Below are 19515 nucleotides of genomic sequence, written 5' to 3'. Positions count from 1 at the left end.
CAATTAAGATTATAATAGGCTGCAATTTTGTCTAAACTACCTTTTTTAGACTTTTTTTTTTAGGATCGGGTTTTGGATCTTCTTTTGGTTCTGGTGCAGGTAAAGCGGTTTGCTTTAATCCCGTAATTGGCAATCCGGTCAATATGGCCAGTTCCTTAATATCAAATTCATAATTAACGCTCAGCTTCTCAATGTACTCTAAAAGCTCTTTTAGGTTTAGTGATTCGGTATCGTCCCATTCAAACTTTAAACGCTCCAAAGGAGCATATACCGGACTCAACTTTACCAACCTTGGAAACAATTGATTGTTGATGATGACCTTTACAAAGAACTTGTCGAGTTTATGCTTTGTTTTAAGAATATCAGCATGCACTTGTGCAGCACCTACATGCGCTTTTTCATCTGTGGTACCAGTGGCACCATTAACACGTTTGCTCAGTTCTGAGTTGTAACGCAATATCAATTTATCAAAGATATCTACATTGCCTCCAGACATGTCCTTACCTATCGTAAATTCTTCCTGGCCACGGCCAACCATAAAGTTATTGCTCTTAAAATTCAATAAGGCCTCAAAGAGCTGATCCATACGTTCTTGGTCTTCGCGATCGGTAATAGCAAAAATAGGAGGCACTCCGTATTTTTCAATATAGTCTAACCAGGAACCGAAGCCTAGTTTTTTACCCAATACCAAAGGTGCCAATTGTGCCATTAGTCCCAGAAAACCATCTTTGCCTATTTGTATATAGTTATCTGCAAATACACCCTCTTTATAACTCCAGCCTGTGGTACCACCTGCCTCTTTGGTGATTATGCCCTTAGTAGGTATAACGTGTGCCATAGGGATTTCCTCAATATCATTCAGCATCATATTGTCATCGAGGTCATAAAGCTCTACAACCTTTACACCTTCCCATTTACTGTTCATACAGCAAGCAATGAAATCAATAAACCACATCGCCTCCAATAGTTCCTTGGCATCCTCATCCTCTTTGCCGGACTCATCCACTAATTTAAATGGTGCTCCCTGTACTGGTTCGGTTCGGTTTTCAAACAAGGCAACCAGGTGACTGTCTAACTTTAGGTTTTTATAGAGTTTATCCAGTAACAAAAAGTTAGGCTCCTCAGGATCGGTAGCGAGCAAAAGTGCATTCTTCCATTCCTTAAGTGTTTGTGCGGCCATGGTCTCTGCCTCTTTGGTAATTTTACCAGAGGCATAGTTGTTACCCGACTTTGTAGCTGCAGCAACTTTAAGCGTGAATTCATCCGTATTCCTTAGGATATAATTTGCAATGGGATCGTATATAAACTTAGGTAATTTCATATATAGAAGTCTTTATTACTGTTATTGCCAAACATGGGCTTTGCGGTTGGGTTGCCTTCATCGTCGGTGTTAACCGGAAGCTCCAGTACAATTTTACCACCGTTTATTTTTTCGAGTTGCTTCATGGCCCATTCCCAATCTTCCTTTAGATCAGTTGGCAGTTTTCTACCGGCATTCCTTTTGAAAATTTTACAAAGTGTAAGTTTGGTAATGATGTCGGCCATATACTCATCACGCAGTGGATTTTGTTCATCAAAAATGAGATCAACGTCGTAACGCCCTTTAATCAGTGTTTTTACTTTGCCAATGGCTTTGAGTTCAGCATTGTCTTTTGCATCTGCAAAATCAGCCGTACTGTCATCAATAAAGCGCTGAAAGCTATCGGTTCTTAAATCATCATCTGTGATGTAAATCATATTCTTTCGTTTTTAGGTCGCATTTTGCCTTGACGGTAATTGAGACCAGTATTTTCAACATTATAAGGTTCCATCAACACGATGCCCATTTGCTGTGAATCCGGATAATCATCATTGGTTTTATAGTTGGGTTCAATGGATAATAATTGTGCAATACCAACTTGAGTATCATTATGGCTCTTTAATTTTTCATTGTAGAATATCCTGCTGTTTTGGTAATACGGATGCAAGCTCAAAATTCTATCCATTTTTTTTACCTTAGGAACCTGTATCTTTAGAATGTTAAGCTTTATTCCAAAAGTCTTTTCGGTTTCCTTTATTACACGCTCAACTTCATCATTCCAGAACTGAGCTTCAAACCTCCAGTGTACCGTTACGGTTTTAGGTAGGTTTTTTTGAAAACTACACATATAAGCAACGGCATCACGCATTTTACAGCGCTTTACAAAAGTGTCAATGACCCAGAAATCTTTATTATAAATCCCTTTAACATCAATGGAATTGTAATCTGCAGTAGCACTTCCGGAATAGGCAACATCCCAAGTGCCAATAATGATTTTAAATTGGTTGAGCTTTGGCATTTTACCGTATTGGATATGCTCTGGCTTAAAGTAGTAGCCTTCTACTTTTGGGATTTGTAAATACTCAGCCTCTAGTGCCAAGGTTCCCATTTCCTTTTCTAACTCTCGATAATAATCATCATGGTATTTTTCTGGCCATGTTGGTTTATAGGTTACAGGATCATAAGCCTTAACATGATTTACAATCCAATCTGGATGACGCTCCTGAAGCTTCGTCTGTATCATAACTGGAGCAAACCGGTTATTGGCGTATATAAGACGTCTTATAGGACCGTCCATGGTCGGTATTAAATCACGCTCAATCCATTTTACATATTCGTCTTGACGCTTTGGATTTTTTATGAGTTCCTTAGTCTCAAGATCATCAACGACAATGTAATCTGGTCTTTGGCTCTTTACGCGTAAACCACGTACTGATTGTCCTGCACCTAATGCTTTAGCCATAAAACCGCCTTGAGTTATAAAGAAGCCTTTTTCCCATTGTCCAGTGCCTGCTTGTTCGCCAAAGTCATTAATGATTTTTGGGTTGGCCTCAAATTCAGCTCTCAAGTCTTCTAGCAATTCTGAAGCCCTGTCTTTTGAAACCGTAACCAGAACCATATAATGTGCCTGATCATTCATCCAGAGCCAAAATGGGATTAGTATATCATCCATAACAGATTTACCAAAACCACGAGGCATCTCATCAAACTTTTTGATAATTGGATTTCTTAAGGTCTGTCTTGCGGCCTTTAAGTGGCAATCTGCAGGTTTGGAAGTGGCATAATGCGGAAAGTACTCTTGGCACATATATGCATAGTCCTTCTTAGCACGTTCGATACGTTCCTTTTGTTCTTGTTTGGTCTCAAAAGGATTGACTTCACCAGAACTTCGGGCAAACTCAAGACGCTTTTTATAGCGCTCTAATGCTATTTTGTCTTTGCGTTTCACTTCTTGGTGTACTTTTGGTCTTCAGAAATCAATTGTGTCTCCTCGATGTGCCTTACAGTGTTTTCCTTTAAACTCCAAATCACATCCTTCACCACAGTAACTTTCAAAGGCTTGCCTTTTACGTGGTTTATTTTTTTCTCCTTTATGATCTGGCCAACTTCGACTTCAATGCCCTTTTTTAAGAACCAAACACCAATCTCAATAAAATACTGTCTCTGGTCGGCTCCGTTCCAAAGGAAGCTTAATAGTTTCTTTATCATCCTAGTTTTAAACTGGCTTTAGTAATATGTTGTTCTTGAAAATCCAAGGTCTTTAAATACAGGTCTGTATCTACCATCTGCATATCCTTAAACACTTCGTCCATAACATAGAGGTAATTGGAAAGTGAAACCGTTCGCTCCTTATCAAAGTTCTCAAGGGTTTTATTCCATTTGCTGATGGCGTCATCGTAACCAACGATTTCTTTACGCGCTTCCGTGATCATCTCCCGAGTGATCTCAACGGCATCATCGTCCTTGGTATTTAAATAGGTTTTTAAATCGGCCTTTAACTCGTTTAACCGCGTCCTTGTAGCTTGGCGGTCTTCAGTGATACCATCGATAACGTTTTTGATATTATCGATACGCTGATCTCTTGAATTCTCTTTTGCATCACGAAGTTTTTTCCAACCGTATTTTTCAATCCAGTTACCAAATGTCTTTTCGGTAACTTTTACAAGTTTAGCTGAATCTTTGGCGGTTTTCCCCTGATCCACATACAAAATCTTTCCAGCAGCTCTCGCTTTATCTTTTGCCATTCTTACTATTTAAGTACTTGGCAAATATCCTAATGATACCTCTGTAAAGGAATTTTAAATACGAAGTCTGTAGGCTATCGTTACAAAAACCGTATCAAAAACCTCCTGATTCCGTACAGAGATTTTTTTAGGCTTGCTTTCCTATTGATTTTTGCCCTGTGATTTACAAAAAACTCATAGCGTTTTCTGAAAAAGGAAAAGAAGTAGGTTCTATATCTGCAGCTGTAGATAAAGGTGTTGCTTATTTTAAGATTATTGGCCGTATTTGGTCCTGGTCCGCTGAAGATGGCAGTAAGCTACGAACACAAATAGATGAAGCTCTTAAATCTGGCGCTAAAAATGCAGTCATTGAGGGAAGTTCTGAAGGCGGTTCTGTATTTGCTACCAATGATTTACTGGCTTTGTTTCAGCAGTTCGATGAGGTAAAGATTAAGGTTCATGCCCTAATGGCTTCTGCATTTACTTATTTAACATCTCACTTTCATACCACAATAAAATCTAACACTCAAGGTATGATTCATATGCCTATGATAGGTGCACGTGGTAACATTAAAGAGATTAAAAGCTCACTTAAATTGGGTGAAAACATCACTAAAGACTATAAAAAAGCTTATGCCAAAAAAACAAGCAAAACCGAAGCTGAAATAGAAGCCCTTTGGAAAGATGGTGACTACTGGATGGATGCACAGGAGCTTTTAGCTGAAGGTTTTGTGGATGCTATTGAAGGTGAGGTTGAGTCATTTACAGAATTCGATGTGGATTCACTCGCAGCTTGTGGTGCACCTATTGTGCCAGAAGTGAGCGCAAAAACTAAGAATAAATCAAAATTAATCATGGATAGAGAAGAGTTAATCGCCTATTTAGGCCTAGATGCTGATGCAACCGACGAGCAAATTGCTGAAGCGAAATCTAAAATGAAAATCGATGCATTAAAGTATCGTGAAGATTCTAAAGAGAAAAAGCCAAAATCGAAAGGCAAAAAGGAAACTGAAGACGAAGACGAAACCGAGGTTTCTGCTGAAGTCAAGGAATTGGTCGCTAAAGGCCTTAAGGACAAAAAATACACGGCTAAGGAAGTTTCTGCTTACGAGAAATTGGCAACTGCAGACTTTGAAGCTGCAAAAACCGCTATTGATGCGTTAACACCAAAACCAAAACTGAGCAAAGAGCTCAACCAGGAAAACGGTGAAGACGGTGAAGGTGCCAAAGCAAAATGGACGTTTGATGACTACTTGGATAATGATCCTGAAGCATTGGAGAAAATTTTGGCCGAGGATCCAGAACGCTATAAAGCCATGGAAGCTGCTAGAAAATAAGAAATAAAAATTGAGACAATAAACCCCAAATCTACATACTTAACACTTATCAAAACAACAAAAATTATAACGATGAAAAACATTTTAAAATTCCTATTCGCAATTATTGCGGTTTTCAGTCTAACGGCAGTAGGCAATGCCTTTGGAGCATCAGGTGGAGAATCCGTAACTATGGCTGTTACAACGGTTGCGCTTCCGGTTAAAAATGAATTGGCGGAGCGTGAGATGCTTAAGCAATTGCGTTACGAGCATACATGGGTCTCTGAGATAAGGTCCAAACAAAGCTGGGTCAATAACGACATTATTAAAATACCTAAGAGAGGTGCAGCACCTGCCGTTCTGATCAACAACACCAACTATCCTATTGTAAAGAATGAAAGGGATGATAGCCACGTTGTGGTGTCATTGCACAAGTTCGATACTGAGAATACGGTCGTTACTGATGATGAACTCTATGCATTGCCATACGAAAAGGTAAGTGACGTACAAATGCAACATAGAGAAACCTTAGAGGATGAAACTATGGAGTACGGCATTTGGGGCTTGGCACCTTTAGAGAACGATGAACCAGAAAACCAATTTGTATTGGAATCGACTGGTGAATCTGATGGTACCGGACGTCTAAAGCTTCAAACTAAGGATTTGAGAAACTTACAGGCAAAAATGAACAAAGCCGGAATCAGTAAAAAAGGTAGAATCCTGGTATTATGCGATGACCATGTATCTGACTTATTGGAAGAGGATAGAAAGTTCTACACACAATACCACAATCATCCTGAGGGAGCGATTAGTAACAAATACTACGGTTTTAAGGTCTATGAGGATTCAACTACACCTGAGTATGATGATACTACGCTTCAAAGATTACCATATGGTTCAGCGACACCTGGTCGTAAGTCATCTGTTGTATTCCATAAAGGAAGTACAGCAAAAGCAGCTGGTACCATAAAACGATTTGCTCGTATGTCTTCAGATGATCCTGAAAACAGAGAGAATACAATCGGCTTTAGATTGTACCATATCATCGTTGCCTATGGTGTTGAGGGAAGTGCGGCAATTATCTCTGGTAAGGCCTAGATATAACAAGCAGCTTTAAGAGGTATTAAAGCTGCTTTAAAATTTGCTTAAATGGTAACCAGTAAGTTATGTATCGCTAAATATGGCACACCAAATGTGCAGATGGAATATAAGCACATGGTGCTGTGGGACGTTCCACAGGATATTAACGATGCAACACCTGTCTTACCAAATAAGATCTATTGCAATAAAGATCTTGTAAAACCTCTAGAGGAAGCTTTTAATAATATCATAGACAGAGGACTGTGTGATGAAGTTAAAACTTGGGACGGTTGCTTTAACATCCGTAAAAAAAGAGGTTTAAAAAGTTGGTCACTTCATAGTTGGGCCATAGCTGTTGACCTAAATGCAGCGTGGAACCGATTAGGCAAAGACCCTGAAATGAGTAAAGAATTGGTAGCCTGTTTTACGGATGCCGGTTTTGATTGGGGAGGTGATTGGACGCGAAAAGATGGCATGCACTTTCAACTAAAATGTATTTGCAGATGACTTGGAGAAACACTGCTGAAAATTTAGGAATAAGCATTGTCGCTTTTTTAGCTGGAGCCTTTGTTTGTTACAAGGTGATGGATAAAACCGTTGATACCACTACAAAAAGAATACTGGAGGCGAATAATGAGGTGATTATGGAAGCGATCCGTAAGGAAACCACATCCATAACCAATGAGTTTAAGACCGAGATCAAAAAGTTAAAGAACCGTAAAGGTGAAGTCACCCTAGATGTAAAACCGGTTATAGACAACCAAATAAAACAACAGGAACAAAACGGTGATACGCTCACTGTAGTTCCTGAAGAAAAAAAGGAAGACCGACCAGGCTTTTTTAAAAGGCTTTTCGGTAAAAAGAACAAAAACAAAAAAAAGAACGATGAGTAAAATTTTAAGCAAGTCGCAGCTACAAGAGAAAGCGGACAAACTGTTCAAGGATTATCCTAATGCCGAAAAAGGATATGTGACCAATGATGGTAATGCTTTTTTGAGCAAAAACCGTGCAGATCTTCATGCATCATCTGATGAAAAATTGAAGGTGACTGAGTTTGAAAATGAGAACTCAGGTGTTGCTGATAAGAACAATGATGCTTCTGATACACTTTCAAAAGCAGATGACATCATTGAGTTTGCCAAGACAGCGGATGCTGAATCAGCGAAAAAATACTTAGATGCCGAAAATGAAGCTAAAAAACCAAGAAAAACGGTTGTAGAAGCTTTAAAGGCACGTTTGGATGAATTAAAATCTGATGCCTAATGAGTTTTCAGGCTGTAAACACAAATAAGCTAAATGGTGGGCTGGGCCGTAGAAACCCAAGCGATGATAACAAGGCTATTATTATAGTTGGTATGGCATTGGCAGGCACCACCGCTATAGCGAACACGGCACATAAGCTATTGCAACCTGAAGACGCTGAGGATTTAGGTATAACAGCGGCTTACGATGCCAATGAAACTGCCTTGGTACATCATGCGATTACAGAGTTCTTTGCATTATGTCCAGATGGCGAACTTCATCTTATACCGGTTGCGGTTGATCAGACACCATCTGCTATCGTTGCAGATGCTAATTTGATTGCTGCAGTACGTAATGTACCAGAAGCCAATGTTATAGGAATTTTACACCATAATGTTGCTGTTCCTACAATAGACGATGAAGTTGAGAATGTACAAACCTTTGTCAATGATTTTGCAACTCAGAAGCGTTACATCGATGCGGTTATTTTAGAAGGTATCGGTGAGGCAGCTGCTTTAACACCAATTGCCAACTATCCTGACCTGCGTGCCAAGGATGCTCCAAATGTTTCTGTTAGCATTGCACAAGATCCTGCAATTGCAGCTCTAGATGCTTCTTATGCAAAATATGCATCAGTCGGTGCAGTTTTGGGTGGTGTCTGTGTAAGACAAGTGAATGAAAACTTAGGATCGGTTGATATCTTAAATAAACCTAGCGGCTTTAAAGGTAGAGAGGATTATCCATTGAGTTTAACCACTGGTAAATGGTCATCTTCAACATTATCTGATGGACGATCGTTTAGTGACTTGTCAAATCCTGACCAAAAATCCTTAACGGATTCCGGTTACATCTACGCAGGATCCTTTAACGGTTATGGAGGTGTATTCTTTAACAGCTCACCTACTTGTGTAGAAAAAGCGAATGATTTCGCCTACATAGAGAATAATCGTGTTTGGAACAAAGCGGTGCGATACATCAGACAGACTTTGATTCCACGTGTTAGAGGTATTGTAAAGAAAGATATTGAGACGGGATCTATTAGAGCTTCTACAATTGCAGATTGGAACTCGAGACTTAATAAAGCTCTTGAGGTAATGATAACGGACAATGAAATCAGTGGTTTTGATTTCTATATTGATCCTAAACAAGTTTTAGGCGAAGATTCACCGCTTAAAGTAAAAGGTAAGATCGTAACTGACGATATTGTCTTTGAGTTTGAAGTGGATTTAGGTTTAACCGATAAATTATAGGCATGACAACAGATACAACTATTATTAACAAGTTTGGCACCATGCAGGGATGGAATGACATCACTGTGAATTTGCTGTCACGAGATGTAGAAGGTATTACTGAGCTTGCTTATGACGATACCGTAAAGAAAGAAAATGTTCCTGGTGCAGGCATGTATCCGGTAGGTCGCTCTAAAGGTAATTATGAGGCTAAAGCTTCAATCACTCTTTATAAAGAAGAGGCTGATGCCATTAAAGCAGCTTTAGCTACAGGTAGGCGTCTTCAAAACATATTGCCATTTGATATCAATGTACAGTATCAAAAAGGCAATGGTGAGATTGTAAAGGATCGTATCCGTAACTGTGAGTTTATGAACGATGGTGTTGATGTTAAGAATAACGATGGTACCATTTCAACCAAATACGACCTTATCGTATCACATATTGAGTGGAACGTAATTTAAAATAGATGAGCAAAACATATACCACATTCGCTGAGATCACCGATGAGCAAAACAAAGCTTGGGAAGCCAAATATGGCAAAAGCCGTATTGTGGATCTAGAGGTTGAAGTTGATGGCCAGTCATACAATTTTGTATTACGAAAGCCAGACAGAGCTGTTTTAGAAGCTATGGGTAAACATGCGGTTTCTAAGAACGTACAGCAAACCAATAAAACCCTGATTTCAAATTGTGTGCTCGGAGGTGATATGGAAGCTTTGGACAAAGACGGAGGCGTCTATGTAGAAGTTCTTCAGAATTTACAGAAACTAAAAACTGAGGCGAAGAGTACCATAAAAAAGCGTTAGACCGCTTCCTCCTAGAGGTTGATGAAGAGGATAACGGTCATCATTTTATACCAAAAGTCAACGCGCTTTTACGTAGCCATTACCAAATAGAACCAGAAGCCCTCAGCGATGAGGAATGGGCAAAACTCTATCAGGAATATGCTTATGTAAAAGCGGTTGAGTTTAAGAACCTCAGTAACATAATTGAAAACAGCAGTAAAAGTGCTTTGGTCGATGTTGTTAACCAAGTCTTTAAAAGTCTCAAATAATGAGTAGTACAAAAACCACATGGATTTTAGAGCTGATGGACAAGGTCACGGCTCCGATGCGTGGTGTAGATAAAGCTACTAAATCAGTCAATGCAACCGTACGAAACGTTACGGCAGCCATGGATGATATGGATGAGACCGCAAAAGCTGCAGCCCAACAGGCCATAAAAAGTTTTAATGATCTTGGCTCTGAAATTAACCAGGAACAAAAAAAGATTGATGGGCTTAAAAAACATCTCGATGATCTCGGTAATTCCATTGATCCTTTATTAAAGTCTCAGATTGATTTTGATATTGAGCAGGCCGAGAACAAAGTTAGACGCTATAAAGAGCAATTGACCGAAGTTGAGCACGAACTGCGAGAAATAGAAAACGCTCCAGATCCTGCCAAGTTAAAAGCGAATTGGGGCGCTGCTGTTGTAGTGGCCAACCAAACGGTTGAGTTAGTCAATAAGGCCATAGACGGGTTGGCTTTTACAACAGAAATAGAGGAACTGAGAACCAACATTCAGCGTATGTCTGGAGAGAGTGGTGATCAGCTTGATAGCCTCACCGAAAAGGCTTACCGTTTAGGTGCTGTATTTAAGGAAAATCCTGAAGAGATTGCCAAAGCTGCTAATGCCATGACCAAATTGATTGGAGGCTCTTATGATGAGAACCTGGCATTGATTGAGGCAGGTTTTGAAAAGGGTGCCAACATCAATGGTGATTTTATAGATCAACTTAAGGAATATCCAACTTTTATAAGTCAGTTGGGATTGAGCCAGTCTGAGGCCATTGCTATGATGGCACAAGCTGGTAAAAAAGGCATTTTTAGTGATAAGGCCATCGATTCTATAAAAGAAGCCGATCTCTCATTAAAAGAAATGGGACAACCTCAGATAGATGCTTTAAAAGCCATAGGAATTGAAGTTGAAGACTTAGCCGGAAAGACAACATTTGAAGCGGTAAGGATGATCAGCAAATCCATGGAAGGCGCTACAACCCAAGCCAAGCAATTGGTTTTGGCCGATATTTTTAAAGGTGCAGGAGAAGACGCTGGTATGGCATGGATCGAAGGTCTCGACAGTATAGACCTTGATATCAATAAAATTCCATCGGTTGAATCTGCGAACTCGGGTATTAGAGCATGGTTGGCTGATTTAAGATCATCATTTAGTGAAACTTTTGGAGGCATTGCTTCAAGCATCGTGGAATTATCTCCAGTAGTCACTTTTATGGCTTCTATGATTCCGATAGTTTCGAGCTTGAGTAAAGTGACTTGGGTTCAAGCTGCAGCTACTAAAGTGGCAACCGCAGCACAATGGTTGTGGAATATTGCAATGACTGCCAATCCAATAGGTTTAATAATTGTTGCAGTAGCAGCTTTGGTTGCCGGAATTGTTTGGATGGTCTCTAAAGTAGAAGGTTGGGGAGAAGCCTGGAACTATACCTGGACAGGTGCTAAACTTTTATTTGGTGCTTTTATAGAGGGTGTTAAAGCTAATTGGAACCTGATGATTAATGGCTTGATGATTGGTATTAATAAGATTAAACTTGGTTGGTACAAATTTAAAGAGGCTATGGGCCTTGGAGATAGTACGGAAAACCAAAAGATGATCAACCAGATCAATGCCGATACTGAATCTCGCAAACAATCGATTATAGATGGTTATAAGAAAGCTGCAGATTTAACACTTGAAGCTACTGGAGCTTTTGTAAAAGCTGGTGCATCCCTAAAAATAAAGGAAGGTGAGGAAGACTCTACTGCAACATCTGCAGAAAATTTAAACTCTCCAGGAATCGTTGCGCCAAAGTTAGATGGCAAAACCAATGCGGATACCAATAAATCTGGTGGTCTTAAAGGCGATGCCAAAGGCATTGCCAAGAGCGTTCAGATGACATTGACTATTAACAACCATTTCAAAGTTGCGGATGCTGCAGCTTCCAAAATAGATAAAATAGCAGATATGGTTACCGGTAAGATCAATGATCGCCTCCGAGATGCCATGTTAAGTGTATGAGCAATTTTAAGCCAGACATATCGCAATTGTTTAATGCAGCCTTTGGTTTTGTGCCAATTGTGTACAAAGTCAATGAAGGCCGTCAAAATAACGGAAGTGCCAATTACCAGTCTATACAAACGGTAGAAGATGAGGAAGCCCAGAAATTGAGTTGGATGGGTACACCGATTATGTTTCCGGTAAAGTTCATAGGTCAGCAGTATCAGTTTTACAATCAATCGGGTGAGTTAGAAAACAAATCATTAAAAGACTTTGATCTGCCTCCAACGACCGTAGTGGATTTTAGACGTGCCAAGAATATTACCAAAACCAATGTGTTGGGAGATAATGGTACCGTAAAAGAAATATATGGTTTTGACGATTGGCAGATACGTATCAGAGGTCTTTGTTTGGATACTCCAACCGAAAAAGCATATGATTTGCAGAACGAACTGTTGAAATGGGAGGCTGTCGTTAACAGTATTGAGGTTGATGGTGATCTGTTTATAGATAAGAATATTTACAGAATTGCAATTGAGGAAATCGATTTTAGACAACCTCAAGGAAGGCATAATGTGATTCCTTTTGAAATTACGGCCAGTAGTGATCAACCAATAGAATTAGCTGGATTATGACACTAGCCATGATCTGTAAAATAACGTTTGCCAGTTATCAGAATCAACCTGAGCTAATAATAAGACTGGTCAACTCAATAGAGATTGAAAGCAGCTTTAAGCTGTTAACTGATAAAGCAGTGATACGATTGCCCAGAAACCTTAAGTTCTTTGACAGAAATAAGGTAAAGGACGTCTTTAGACGTGGAAGACCTGTTAAGATAGAATTTGGATACAATAATGATGGGATAGTCAATGAGTTCGAGGGTTATGTAACCCAAGCTTCAGCAAATATTCCCATTGAAATACAATGTGAAGATGAAATGTGGAAGTTAAAGCAGCTTCCGGTAAATGTGAGTTATAAATCTGTAACACTTGAAACGCTATTGAACGAAATCGCCTCCGGATACGATGTAGATGCGCTTGAAGGCGTAACACTCGGAGGCGTTCGTTTTCCAAAAACAAATGTCGCTGAAGTTTTGGATAAGCTTAAAAAGGATCCTTATAAGCTTTACAGTTATATGAAAGGTAAGCAATTGGTTTGTGGTAAATACTATTCTGATGATAGTGACAGCGAAACGGTAAAATTTCATCTCGAGAGAAACGCTGTCAGTAATGACTTAAACTATAGAAGCGCTGAAGATATTGTTTTAAGGTTAAAAGGTATTTCGGTATTGGCCAATGGCACTAAGATAGAATCTATAATTGGTGAGGAAGGTGGAGACGATTTTCAATTGACCTATTACAATATTGAGTTAAAGGCCGAGCTTGAGAAGTTAATGCAAAAGGATTATGAACTCAGAAAGCGTGGAGGTTTTGATGGCAGCTTTACAAGTTTTGGAACACCATCAGTATACCATGGCATGAAAGTAGAGCTGGAGAGTTCACTTTACTCCGAGCGATCAGGAACCTATTATGTAGAAGCTGTTAAAAAGCGTTTTGAGAACGCCAGTATAAGACAAGAAATCACCTTGGGAGGTGCAGTGGCATGAAACGAAACGGACGCGAAATAGAAGAGTTTGGAAGCCTTTTAAACAAAGCCATAAAAGGTGAAGCCAAAATACAGACTCACTACGCAAAAGTAGAATCTGTGGATTGGAATAACCGAACCATGGTAGTTAAGGATCTAATAGATGATCTAGAGTTCTTTGACGTGATTTTGGGATTGGGATCGGTAAACATAAAACCGGTACTTGGTACACTTTGCCTAATTGGTGTCATACTGAACAATGACGCTCAGACGTTTTTAATATCTGCCAATGAAATTGAAGGTATTGAAATTATTGATAAAACAGGGTTTAAAGCCTATTTAAACAATGGTAAACTGACATTGAACGGTGAGAACTATGAAGGTATTGTGAAAGCCCCAGAACTAAAATTGCAGATAGATAAGAACACTAAAATACTGCAGATGATTCAACAGGTATTTAGTTCTTGGGTAACGTCACCAAATGATGGTGGAGCTGCTTTAAAAGGATTATCCGGTCAATTTACAAGTTTGCAGCGTGCAGACTTAGCAAATATTAAAAATGAAACCATAAAACATGGCAACGGAAACTGATTTTTTATTGGATGAAAACGATGATATTATCATTGCCAATGGCGATTTGTTAATCGGTGAAAGTTTGACTCAGGAAGTGAGTTTGATATTGCGTGTTAACCAGGGCGAATTTAAAAACGATCCCTTGATTGGTGCCAACTTAATACAGTTAGTAAAAACGAATGTCAGCAATTCAGAGCTTAAGAAGCGTGTTAAGCTTCATTTGCAAAGAGATGGAAAGGACTATAACCAAATAAAGGATTTTATTAACCTAAAACGACAGGTTGAATGATATTACAAAAACAATCTTTATTGGATATATCGATTCAGGAATTTGGGTCCTTGAATGAGTTAATTGAATTGTCTTTGGCAAATGAGATTAGTATAACGGAAGCTTTGGTTCCTGGAACCGAATTACAAATTCCAAAGATTGAAAGTAGTGCAAAGGACATACAGCAATATTATAAAAGCAGGGATAAGCGCCCAGCAACGGCATTATCTGCAATAGACTATGTATTAACCCTGTTTGAAGCTGGATTATTTGAAAACGGATTATTTGAATAGATATGAACCAACAGGAAATAAGAGATTTTAATAACCAGACCTATACCGTTGAGGAAGGTGCCAACCTGATTAAAGAGCTAAACGATAGAACAAAGCACGATGAAGATGGTTACAACAGTATCGCTGAGCTTGGCGAAAAGGTTAAAAAACTATTTGGGCTCACAACTGAAATTAACGGTCAGTTAGTTCGATTTATAAAGCATCCGCAGAATAACAATCCTGCCAATGCTGAAGTATTTGAACCCTATGATTACGGGTTTGAATATATGAGAGACAATACCATTATATGGACCTTGGCACAATGGACTGGAGGCGACCAATCAGATGACGCTAATTGGATAGTGCATACCTATATAAGAATTGAACCAATACCATAAATATGATAATAGAAGTAACACAGAGAGAAAACTTTTTTCAACGCTTCTGGGCTTTCCTCAGGGGCGAACTACAAACCATAAGTGATGGTGAAATGCTACACTTTAAGGGTGTCGGAAACTCCAACAGAGGCAAAAAGGAAGTTGGCGACTTTTTAACATTTGTGAATGTAGATCCCTTGAAACTGAAAGGCACTGCACTTTGCACATATCAGATCGTAGCAATTGATGATAAAGAGGCTAAATTGGAACTATTAGAATATAATATAAGAAGATGAAAAAATTAATGACATTTACAATGCTGCTATTTTTATATGCGGCACAGGGACAAGGGGTCAGAACCTTGGAGGTACAGAAAGTGGAAGAGAATACCACAACCGATCTCAATACCAGACTAATGGTTTGGGATTCTTTGGCAAACGGCAGGGTCAAATATACTAAAATCGGTGACCTGCCAATCACGGGAGGCAATGACGGTTATATTTTTGGGGTTTCATTATCAGGCACCAATCTTTTATTCAATAGCGTCGGTGATGATGCTTTTTCTGGGGTAGTAGATCTTTCAAGCATTGTTCAAGACAACATATATACATCCAGTGGATCTATATCAAGCAACATAGTAAGATCGTTGACGGTTAGTCAGGATGCCATATTTGCCATATATTCGGATAGCGAGGCAATGACCATTCAAGATGGTAATTTAGGTTCTTTGATGACAGCTGATTTTGATAATTTCGATTTTACCAACCAATCCGGTAGCTTTAAGGCTTACGGCACAAATCCTTTAGAGATAGAGGGAAGAAGAGGGCTTAATATTAAGCTTTATGATTCCGGTGGGAATATAATTGTACCTGAAGAAGGGCAGGGTTTTAAAACAAATGTAAGCGGTGATATCAGTTATGTTGATTTACCTGATACGCAAATCAATAATCTAAAGGTCATAGATTCCGTATATACTTTATCGGAAACTAATATCATATCTTCTAAACTACACTTGATTGAGGCTTTTAGAGTAGACGGTACCACTAAAGTTGATACAGTCGTGGTGACATACCCAGCAATATCAACACACGACGGGAGTACTTTGGTAACCACTTTTTCTCCCAAAACTGGAAGTGCTCTAAAGGTTGTACCTGCTGTAGGCGTTACTGATTATAGAAGTGGGCTTCAAAAAGCTTATATTTTAAAGACTGGCCATTATGGTTATGCCAGTATATCCAGTGATGCACAGAATGTAATTCACCCATCAAGTGACGATTGGATTATACAGGACTATACAGCTCCGATTCCTCCTTTCGATAGTGGGCTTATAGTTAATGGGACTTTTGATGATTCTAGCGATTTAACGTTTAATTCCCCGCCATGGACCGTATCTGGAGGGGTTGCTTCCTTTGATGATTCTGCTGTAGATTCCATTGAGTTTGCAATAACGGATAATCTAGCAAATGGTACAGATTATAAGTTGACCTTGGATCTTGTGAGTTCAGAAACACAGGGACGTTTTTCTGTAGAAGTTTTTGGAGCTAGTGCTGGTTGGGCACAGGTTGTATCGTTTGCAACATATACAGAAGGGAGTCTATCCATACCAATAAACTTCAATCAGGGAGAGATCATTACCGGATTTAGGTTGAACGCCTCTACGTCTTCAGATGCCTTTACGATTGACAATGTTTCTTTAACCAAAGATTAGATGAAAAATTTGCTATTAATATTAATCGTTTCTTTTTGCTTTGTATCGCAAGCTCAGACCCCTGCATTTCAAGGTGCTGAGGGATATGGTAAATATAGTCAGGGAGGACGTGGAGGTACCATAATATCAGTCACACATCTTAAAGATCACCATATAATAACACAATGGCGTGATGATAGTGAGCCAAGCGGTTCCCGGGTAAAGACTTTTGCAAATATAGCCGGCGATAATTTACCGGACGTATGGAAAACCTCTGTAGGTTTGGATGTAAATACTTCGTACAGTCCGTATGATAGCGATGTATCTGGAGACTCTAGGCTAAATATTGAGATTTGCCAAGATCAGATAAATCAGGTAATATTTGACAATTTTGGTAACGATGATAACGATTACGCATATTTTGTACCGGATACGTCTTCTCCTTTTTATGACGGAAGTTTAAGAAAGGCTATAGATAACGCAAATCCTAGAACCGTCATTTTTAAGGTTGGAGGTATTCTGGACATAAAGAGTCCTTTGGAGATAAAAAACAATAATATTACGATTGCTGGACAGACCGCTCCAGGTGATGGTATCATGCTTATCAATTCAAACGCTACGTCTAAATTTACATTTGAGATAGATGCGGATGATGTAATCATAAGATTTTTGACCTTTAGAAGAAGTGAAAGTAGTTCTGGTTACAATGCTGGAGATAATATTTGGGTTAACAAGGGTAAAAACATAATAGTAGATCATTGTTCACTTTCGTGGAGCAGTGATGGTAATTTGGATATAGCAAATTATAACTACGATTATAATAACAGGGTTACGGACAGTGTTACGGTACAGTACTGCTTGTTTACCAATTCCTATGGAGGTAACAATAAGAGTATGCTCATTACGGGAAGCCCCCCAAGATTGTCGTTATGGAGAAACGCTTTTATAAACTCGGCAACTAGAAACCCCTCCCTATCTTCTGAAAGTGGGCACAATTACACTTTTGACGGAGTGTTTGAGCTTGTTAATAATTTTTGGCACGACTGCGGTAACGGGGCAAGTGCGGGCAATGTTTCTACAACAAATTTTTATGAAGTAAATTTTGTGAACAATGTAAGAACCGCTAAAGTCGATTCAGGAACAAGTCAAATAATAACCAACTCCATTAGGTTTTTTAGGATAGGCGATGGCACCGATAACGGTTCCAGTAGTGAGAGAGAAAGAATCTACTCTTTAGGTAATTTTGATGATTCAATGATGAGTGCAGCACAAGAGAGTGACCCTGAATATAGAATGGTACAGTTTGGAAAAAACTCTTCCAACAATACAAACAATGTACCCTCTTATATGAGGTCCTCTGTTCCATTTGATACGCCTATAATAAAGAGCGGTATTCCTTTGTGGGATAATAGCGAAATCGAGACCAATTTATTGCCTGTAGTGGGTAATTACAAATACAGGGATTCGGAAGATGACAGGGCTATGTCTGATGTTGCCAATAGGGAAGGTACGGATAACGTAACCGATAATACTTTTCCCGAATACAACGATGGTACGCCTTATACTGATTCCGATAATGACGGTATGGCAGACTCTTGGGAAAACTCAGAATTTGGTAATTTATCAAAAGATGGAACAGATGATACAGACTCTAATGGTTATTCTGATTTTGAAGATTTCTTAGGGTATCTTGCTGATGATTTACCTGTTGAAGCTGGCTGTAGTGTTGATACTGTTGATAACATTTTTATAAACCCATGTTTTTCAACTGACGGTACTATAGATAGCAATTCATATCCTTTGGGATGGTGGAGTATTGAAGGTGCTGCTGAAATAATTGATGGGCAGTTACATTTAACTAAATTATCCAGTGAAGCCAATGGTAGAACATTTGCTACAAATGGAACTAATAGCGATGTAGTGGAAACTGGTAAAGAATATGAATTAACGTACGAAGTTATAAGTGACGAGGGAGCAGGCTTTAGAATTTATTACGATGGTGGTTATAAATCACCGCCATCAACCGTGGGTGTTCATACTATAAATTTTGTTAATACCGGTTCTAGCGGCATATTTGTTTTTAGAGTATTGGTAGATGATGCCACTATTGTCTTGGATAATGTTGTATTAAAAGAAATTCCTTGTACTGTGGATACCCAAGATAATCTAGTGGTAAATCCATGTTTTTTAGATTCAACAGGTTGGACTTTACAAGGTGACTGGACAATAAGTAACGGTAAACTAAATGCTGGAGCTAATAGTGGAGGCACTGCGATGTTTCAGCAAGGGGATAGTTACCTTACCGAAGGAAGTACTTATTTAGTTGAATTTGATAAAACGGGATCTGGATGGGTCCAAATTAGACTAAAGAATGCTTTTACGGATGCTTTAATATATGACGAAGGAGAAGTTTCCACGACTATCACCGCAGGTAATTCTTTTGATGATATAAGAATATTTGCCCAAGACGGAGTGACTTTGGATAATATTAAAATAACAGAAGTAGTTCAAAATATACCGGTAACAGGAGTTAATGGATTGCCTGATTCTATTACACTTACTGAAGGGCAAAATTATCAATTCAATGCTATTGTGGAACCAAATGATGCCACGGACACTACCGTTGTCTGGAGTAGATCCAATACTTCTTTTGGTACAATATCCCAAACAGGACTATTTACGGCTTCAGAAGCTGGACAAGTTTCAATAACGGTAACCACTAATGATGGTTCTTTTACAGATACCTCTACTGTAAATATTACTTCAATTAATACAGAATTTAACAATACTATGGCTGTTAAGAAACAACTTTTAATTAATAACTGA

Annotated in this window: 23 protein-coding genes; 18 read left to right on the top strand and 5 right to left on the bottom strand. The window is 38.9% G+C overall.

Annotation, left to right across the window (positions count from 1 at the left end; genetic code table 11):
* Positions 1-31 precede the first annotated feature (31 nt).
* Genes KCG49_RS04140 through KCG49_RS04120 form a run of 5 tightly spaced genes read right to left on the bottom strand, consistent with a single transcriptional unit; the run spans position 32 to position 4002 of the window.
* Complete coding sequence (locus KCG49_RS04140; RefSeq protein ID WP_218544938.1) at positions 32-1321, bottom strand: phage portal protein family protein; 1290 nt, start codon at positions 1319-1321, stop codon at positions 32-34.
* A complete protein-coding gene (locus tag KCG49_RS04135; protein WP_218544937.1) occupies positions 1318-1737 on the bottom strand; it encodes a DUF1320 family protein in 420 nt (139 codons plus the stop codon). Before KCG49_RS04135 ends, KCG49_RS04140 begins: the two co-directional genes overlap by 4 nt.
* Positions 1734-3248, bottom strand: coding sequence for a hypothetical protein (locus tag KCG49_RS04130; RefSeq protein ID WP_218544936.1), 1515 nt, complete (start codon positions 3246-3248; stop codon positions 1734-1736). Before KCG49_RS04130 ends, KCG49_RS04135 begins: the two co-directional genes overlap by 4 nt.
* Complete coding sequence (locus tag KCG49_RS04125) at positions 3245-3508, bottom strand: hypothetical protein (RefSeq protein ID WP_218544935.1); 264 nt, start codon at positions 3506-3508, stop codon at positions 3245-3247. Before KCG49_RS04125 ends, KCG49_RS04130 begins: the two co-directional genes overlap by 4 nt.
* On the bottom strand, positions 3505-4002 hold the full coding sequence (locus KCG49_RS04120) for a hypothetical protein (RefSeq protein WP_218544934.1): 498 nt from the start codon (positions 4000-4002) through the stop codon (positions 3505-3507). The genes KCG49_RS04125 and KCG49_RS04120 overlap by 4 nt, the downstream gene beginning before the upstream one ends.
* Positions 4003-4202: 200 nt before the next feature.
* Between KCG49_RS04120 and KCG49_RS04115 the strand changes: the two genes are divergently transcribed.
* The 18 genes from KCG49_RS04115 (at position 4203) to KCG49_RS04030 (ending at position 19515) form a co-directional block, all read left to right on the top strand.
* The gene (locus tag KCG49_RS04115; protein WP_218544933.1) at positions 4203-5360 is read left to right on the top strand and encodes an ATP-dependent Clp protease proteolytic subunit; all 1158 of its coding nucleotides are present in this window, start codon (positions 4203-4205) and stop codon (positions 5358-5360) included.
* A gap of 72 nt (positions 5361-5432) precedes the next feature.
* Positions 5433-6437: a hypothetical protein gene (locus tag KCG49_RS04110; protein WP_218544932.1), complete on the top strand. Its 1005-nt coding sequence runs from the start codon at positions 5433-5435 to the stop codon at positions 6435-6437.
* 51 nt (positions 6438-6488) lie between these two features.
* Positions 6489-6926: a M15 family metallopeptidase gene (locus tag KCG49_RS04105; RefSeq protein WP_218544931.1), complete on the top strand. Its 438-nt coding sequence runs from the start codon at positions 6489-6491 to the stop codon at positions 6924-6926.
* Positions 6923-7312, top strand: a complete 390-nt coding sequence (locus KCG49_RS04100) for a hypothetical protein (protein WP_218544930.1) — start codon at positions 6923-6925, stop codon at positions 7310-7312. Before KCG49_RS04105 ends, KCG49_RS04100 begins: the two co-directional genes overlap by 4 nt.
* Positions 7305-7682 carry a hypothetical protein gene (locus tag KCG49_RS04095; protein WP_218544929.1) on the top strand — a complete coding sequence of 126 codons (378 nt, stop codon included), beginning with the start codon at positions 7305-7307 and terminating at the stop codon, positions 7680-7682. The genes KCG49_RS04100 and KCG49_RS04095 overlap by 8 nt, the downstream gene beginning before the upstream one ends.
* Positions 7682-8911 (top strand): DUF2586 family protein, encoded by a 1230-nt coding sequence (locus KCG49_RS04090; RefSeq protein ID WP_218544928.1) that lies wholly within the window; start codon positions 7682-7684, stop codon positions 8909-8911. The genes KCG49_RS04095 and KCG49_RS04090 overlap by 1 nt, the downstream gene beginning before the upstream one ends.
* Positions 8912-8913: 2 nt before the next feature.
* On the top strand, positions 8914-9354 hold the full coding sequence (locus KCG49_RS04085; RefSeq protein ID WP_218544927.1) for a hypothetical protein: 441 nt from the start codon (positions 8914-8916) through the stop codon (positions 9352-9354).
* Between the two features lie 5 nt (positions 9355-9359).
* Positions 9360-9698, top strand: a complete 339-nt coding sequence (locus KCG49_RS04080) for a hypothetical protein (RefSeq protein WP_218544926.1) — start codon at positions 9360-9362, stop codon at positions 9696-9698.
* A gap of 247 nt (positions 9699-9945) precedes the next feature.
* The gene (locus KCG49_RS04075; RefSeq protein ID WP_218544925.1) at positions 9946-11949 is read left to right on the top strand and encodes a phage tail tape measure protein; all 2004 of its coding nucleotides are present in this window, start codon (positions 9946-9948) and stop codon (positions 11947-11949) included.
* Positions 11946-12563 (top strand): DUF6046 domain-containing protein, encoded by a 618-nt coding sequence (locus KCG49_RS04070; protein WP_218544924.1) that lies wholly within the window; start codon positions 11946-11948, stop codon positions 12561-12563. The genes KCG49_RS04075 and KCG49_RS04070 overlap by 4 nt, the downstream gene beginning before the upstream one ends.
* The gene (locus KCG49_RS04065) at positions 12560-13534 is read left to right on the top strand and encodes a hypothetical protein (RefSeq protein WP_218544923.1); all 975 of its coding nucleotides are present in this window, start codon (positions 12560-12562) and stop codon (positions 13532-13534) included. Before KCG49_RS04070 ends, KCG49_RS04065 begins: the two co-directional genes overlap by 4 nt.
* Entirely contained in the window at positions 13531-14103 is a 573-nt protein-coding gene (locus KCG49_RS04060) for a hypothetical protein (protein ID WP_218544922.1), read from the top strand. The genes KCG49_RS04065 and KCG49_RS04060 overlap by 4 nt, the downstream gene beginning before the upstream one ends.
* A complete protein-coding gene (locus KCG49_RS04055) occupies positions 14087-14374 on the top strand; it encodes a hypothetical protein (protein WP_218544921.1) in 288 nt (95 codons plus the stop codon). The genes KCG49_RS04060 and KCG49_RS04055 overlap by 17 nt, the downstream gene beginning before the upstream one ends.
* Positions 14371-14646 carry a hypothetical protein gene (locus KCG49_RS04050; protein WP_218544920.1) on the top strand — a complete coding sequence of 92 codons (276 nt, stop codon included), beginning with the start codon at positions 14371-14373 and terminating at the stop codon, positions 14644-14646. Before KCG49_RS04055 ends, KCG49_RS04050 begins: the two co-directional genes overlap by 4 nt.
* Positions 14647-14648: 2 nt before the next feature.
* Positions 14649-15023, top strand: a complete 375-nt coding sequence (locus KCG49_RS04045; protein WP_218544919.1) for a hypothetical protein — start codon at positions 14649-14651, stop codon at positions 15021-15023.
* Positions 15024-15025: 2 nt separating this feature from the next.
* Positions 15026-15298 (top strand): hypothetical protein, encoded by a 273-nt coding sequence (locus KCG49_RS04040; RefSeq protein ID WP_218544918.1) that lies wholly within the window; start codon positions 15026-15028, stop codon positions 15296-15298.
* On the top strand, positions 15295-16710 hold the full coding sequence (locus KCG49_RS04035) for a hypothetical protein (protein ID WP_218544917.1): 1416 nt from the start codon (positions 15295-15297) through the stop codon (positions 16708-16710). Before KCG49_RS04040 ends, KCG49_RS04035 begins: the two co-directional genes overlap by 4 nt.
* Positions 16711-19515, top strand: coding sequence for an Ig-like domain-containing protein (locus tag KCG49_RS04030; protein ID WP_218544916.1), 2805 nt, complete (start codon positions 16711-16713; stop codon positions 19513-19515).

Source organism: Winogradskyella luteola (genome assembly GCF_019203985.1).
In the GTDB taxonomy this organism is placed as follows: Bacteria; Bacteroidota; Bacteroidia; order Flavobacteriales; family Flavobacteriaceae; genus Winogradskyella; species Winogradskyella luteola.
This window is presented reverse-complemented; position numbering and strand designations above follow the sequence as displayed.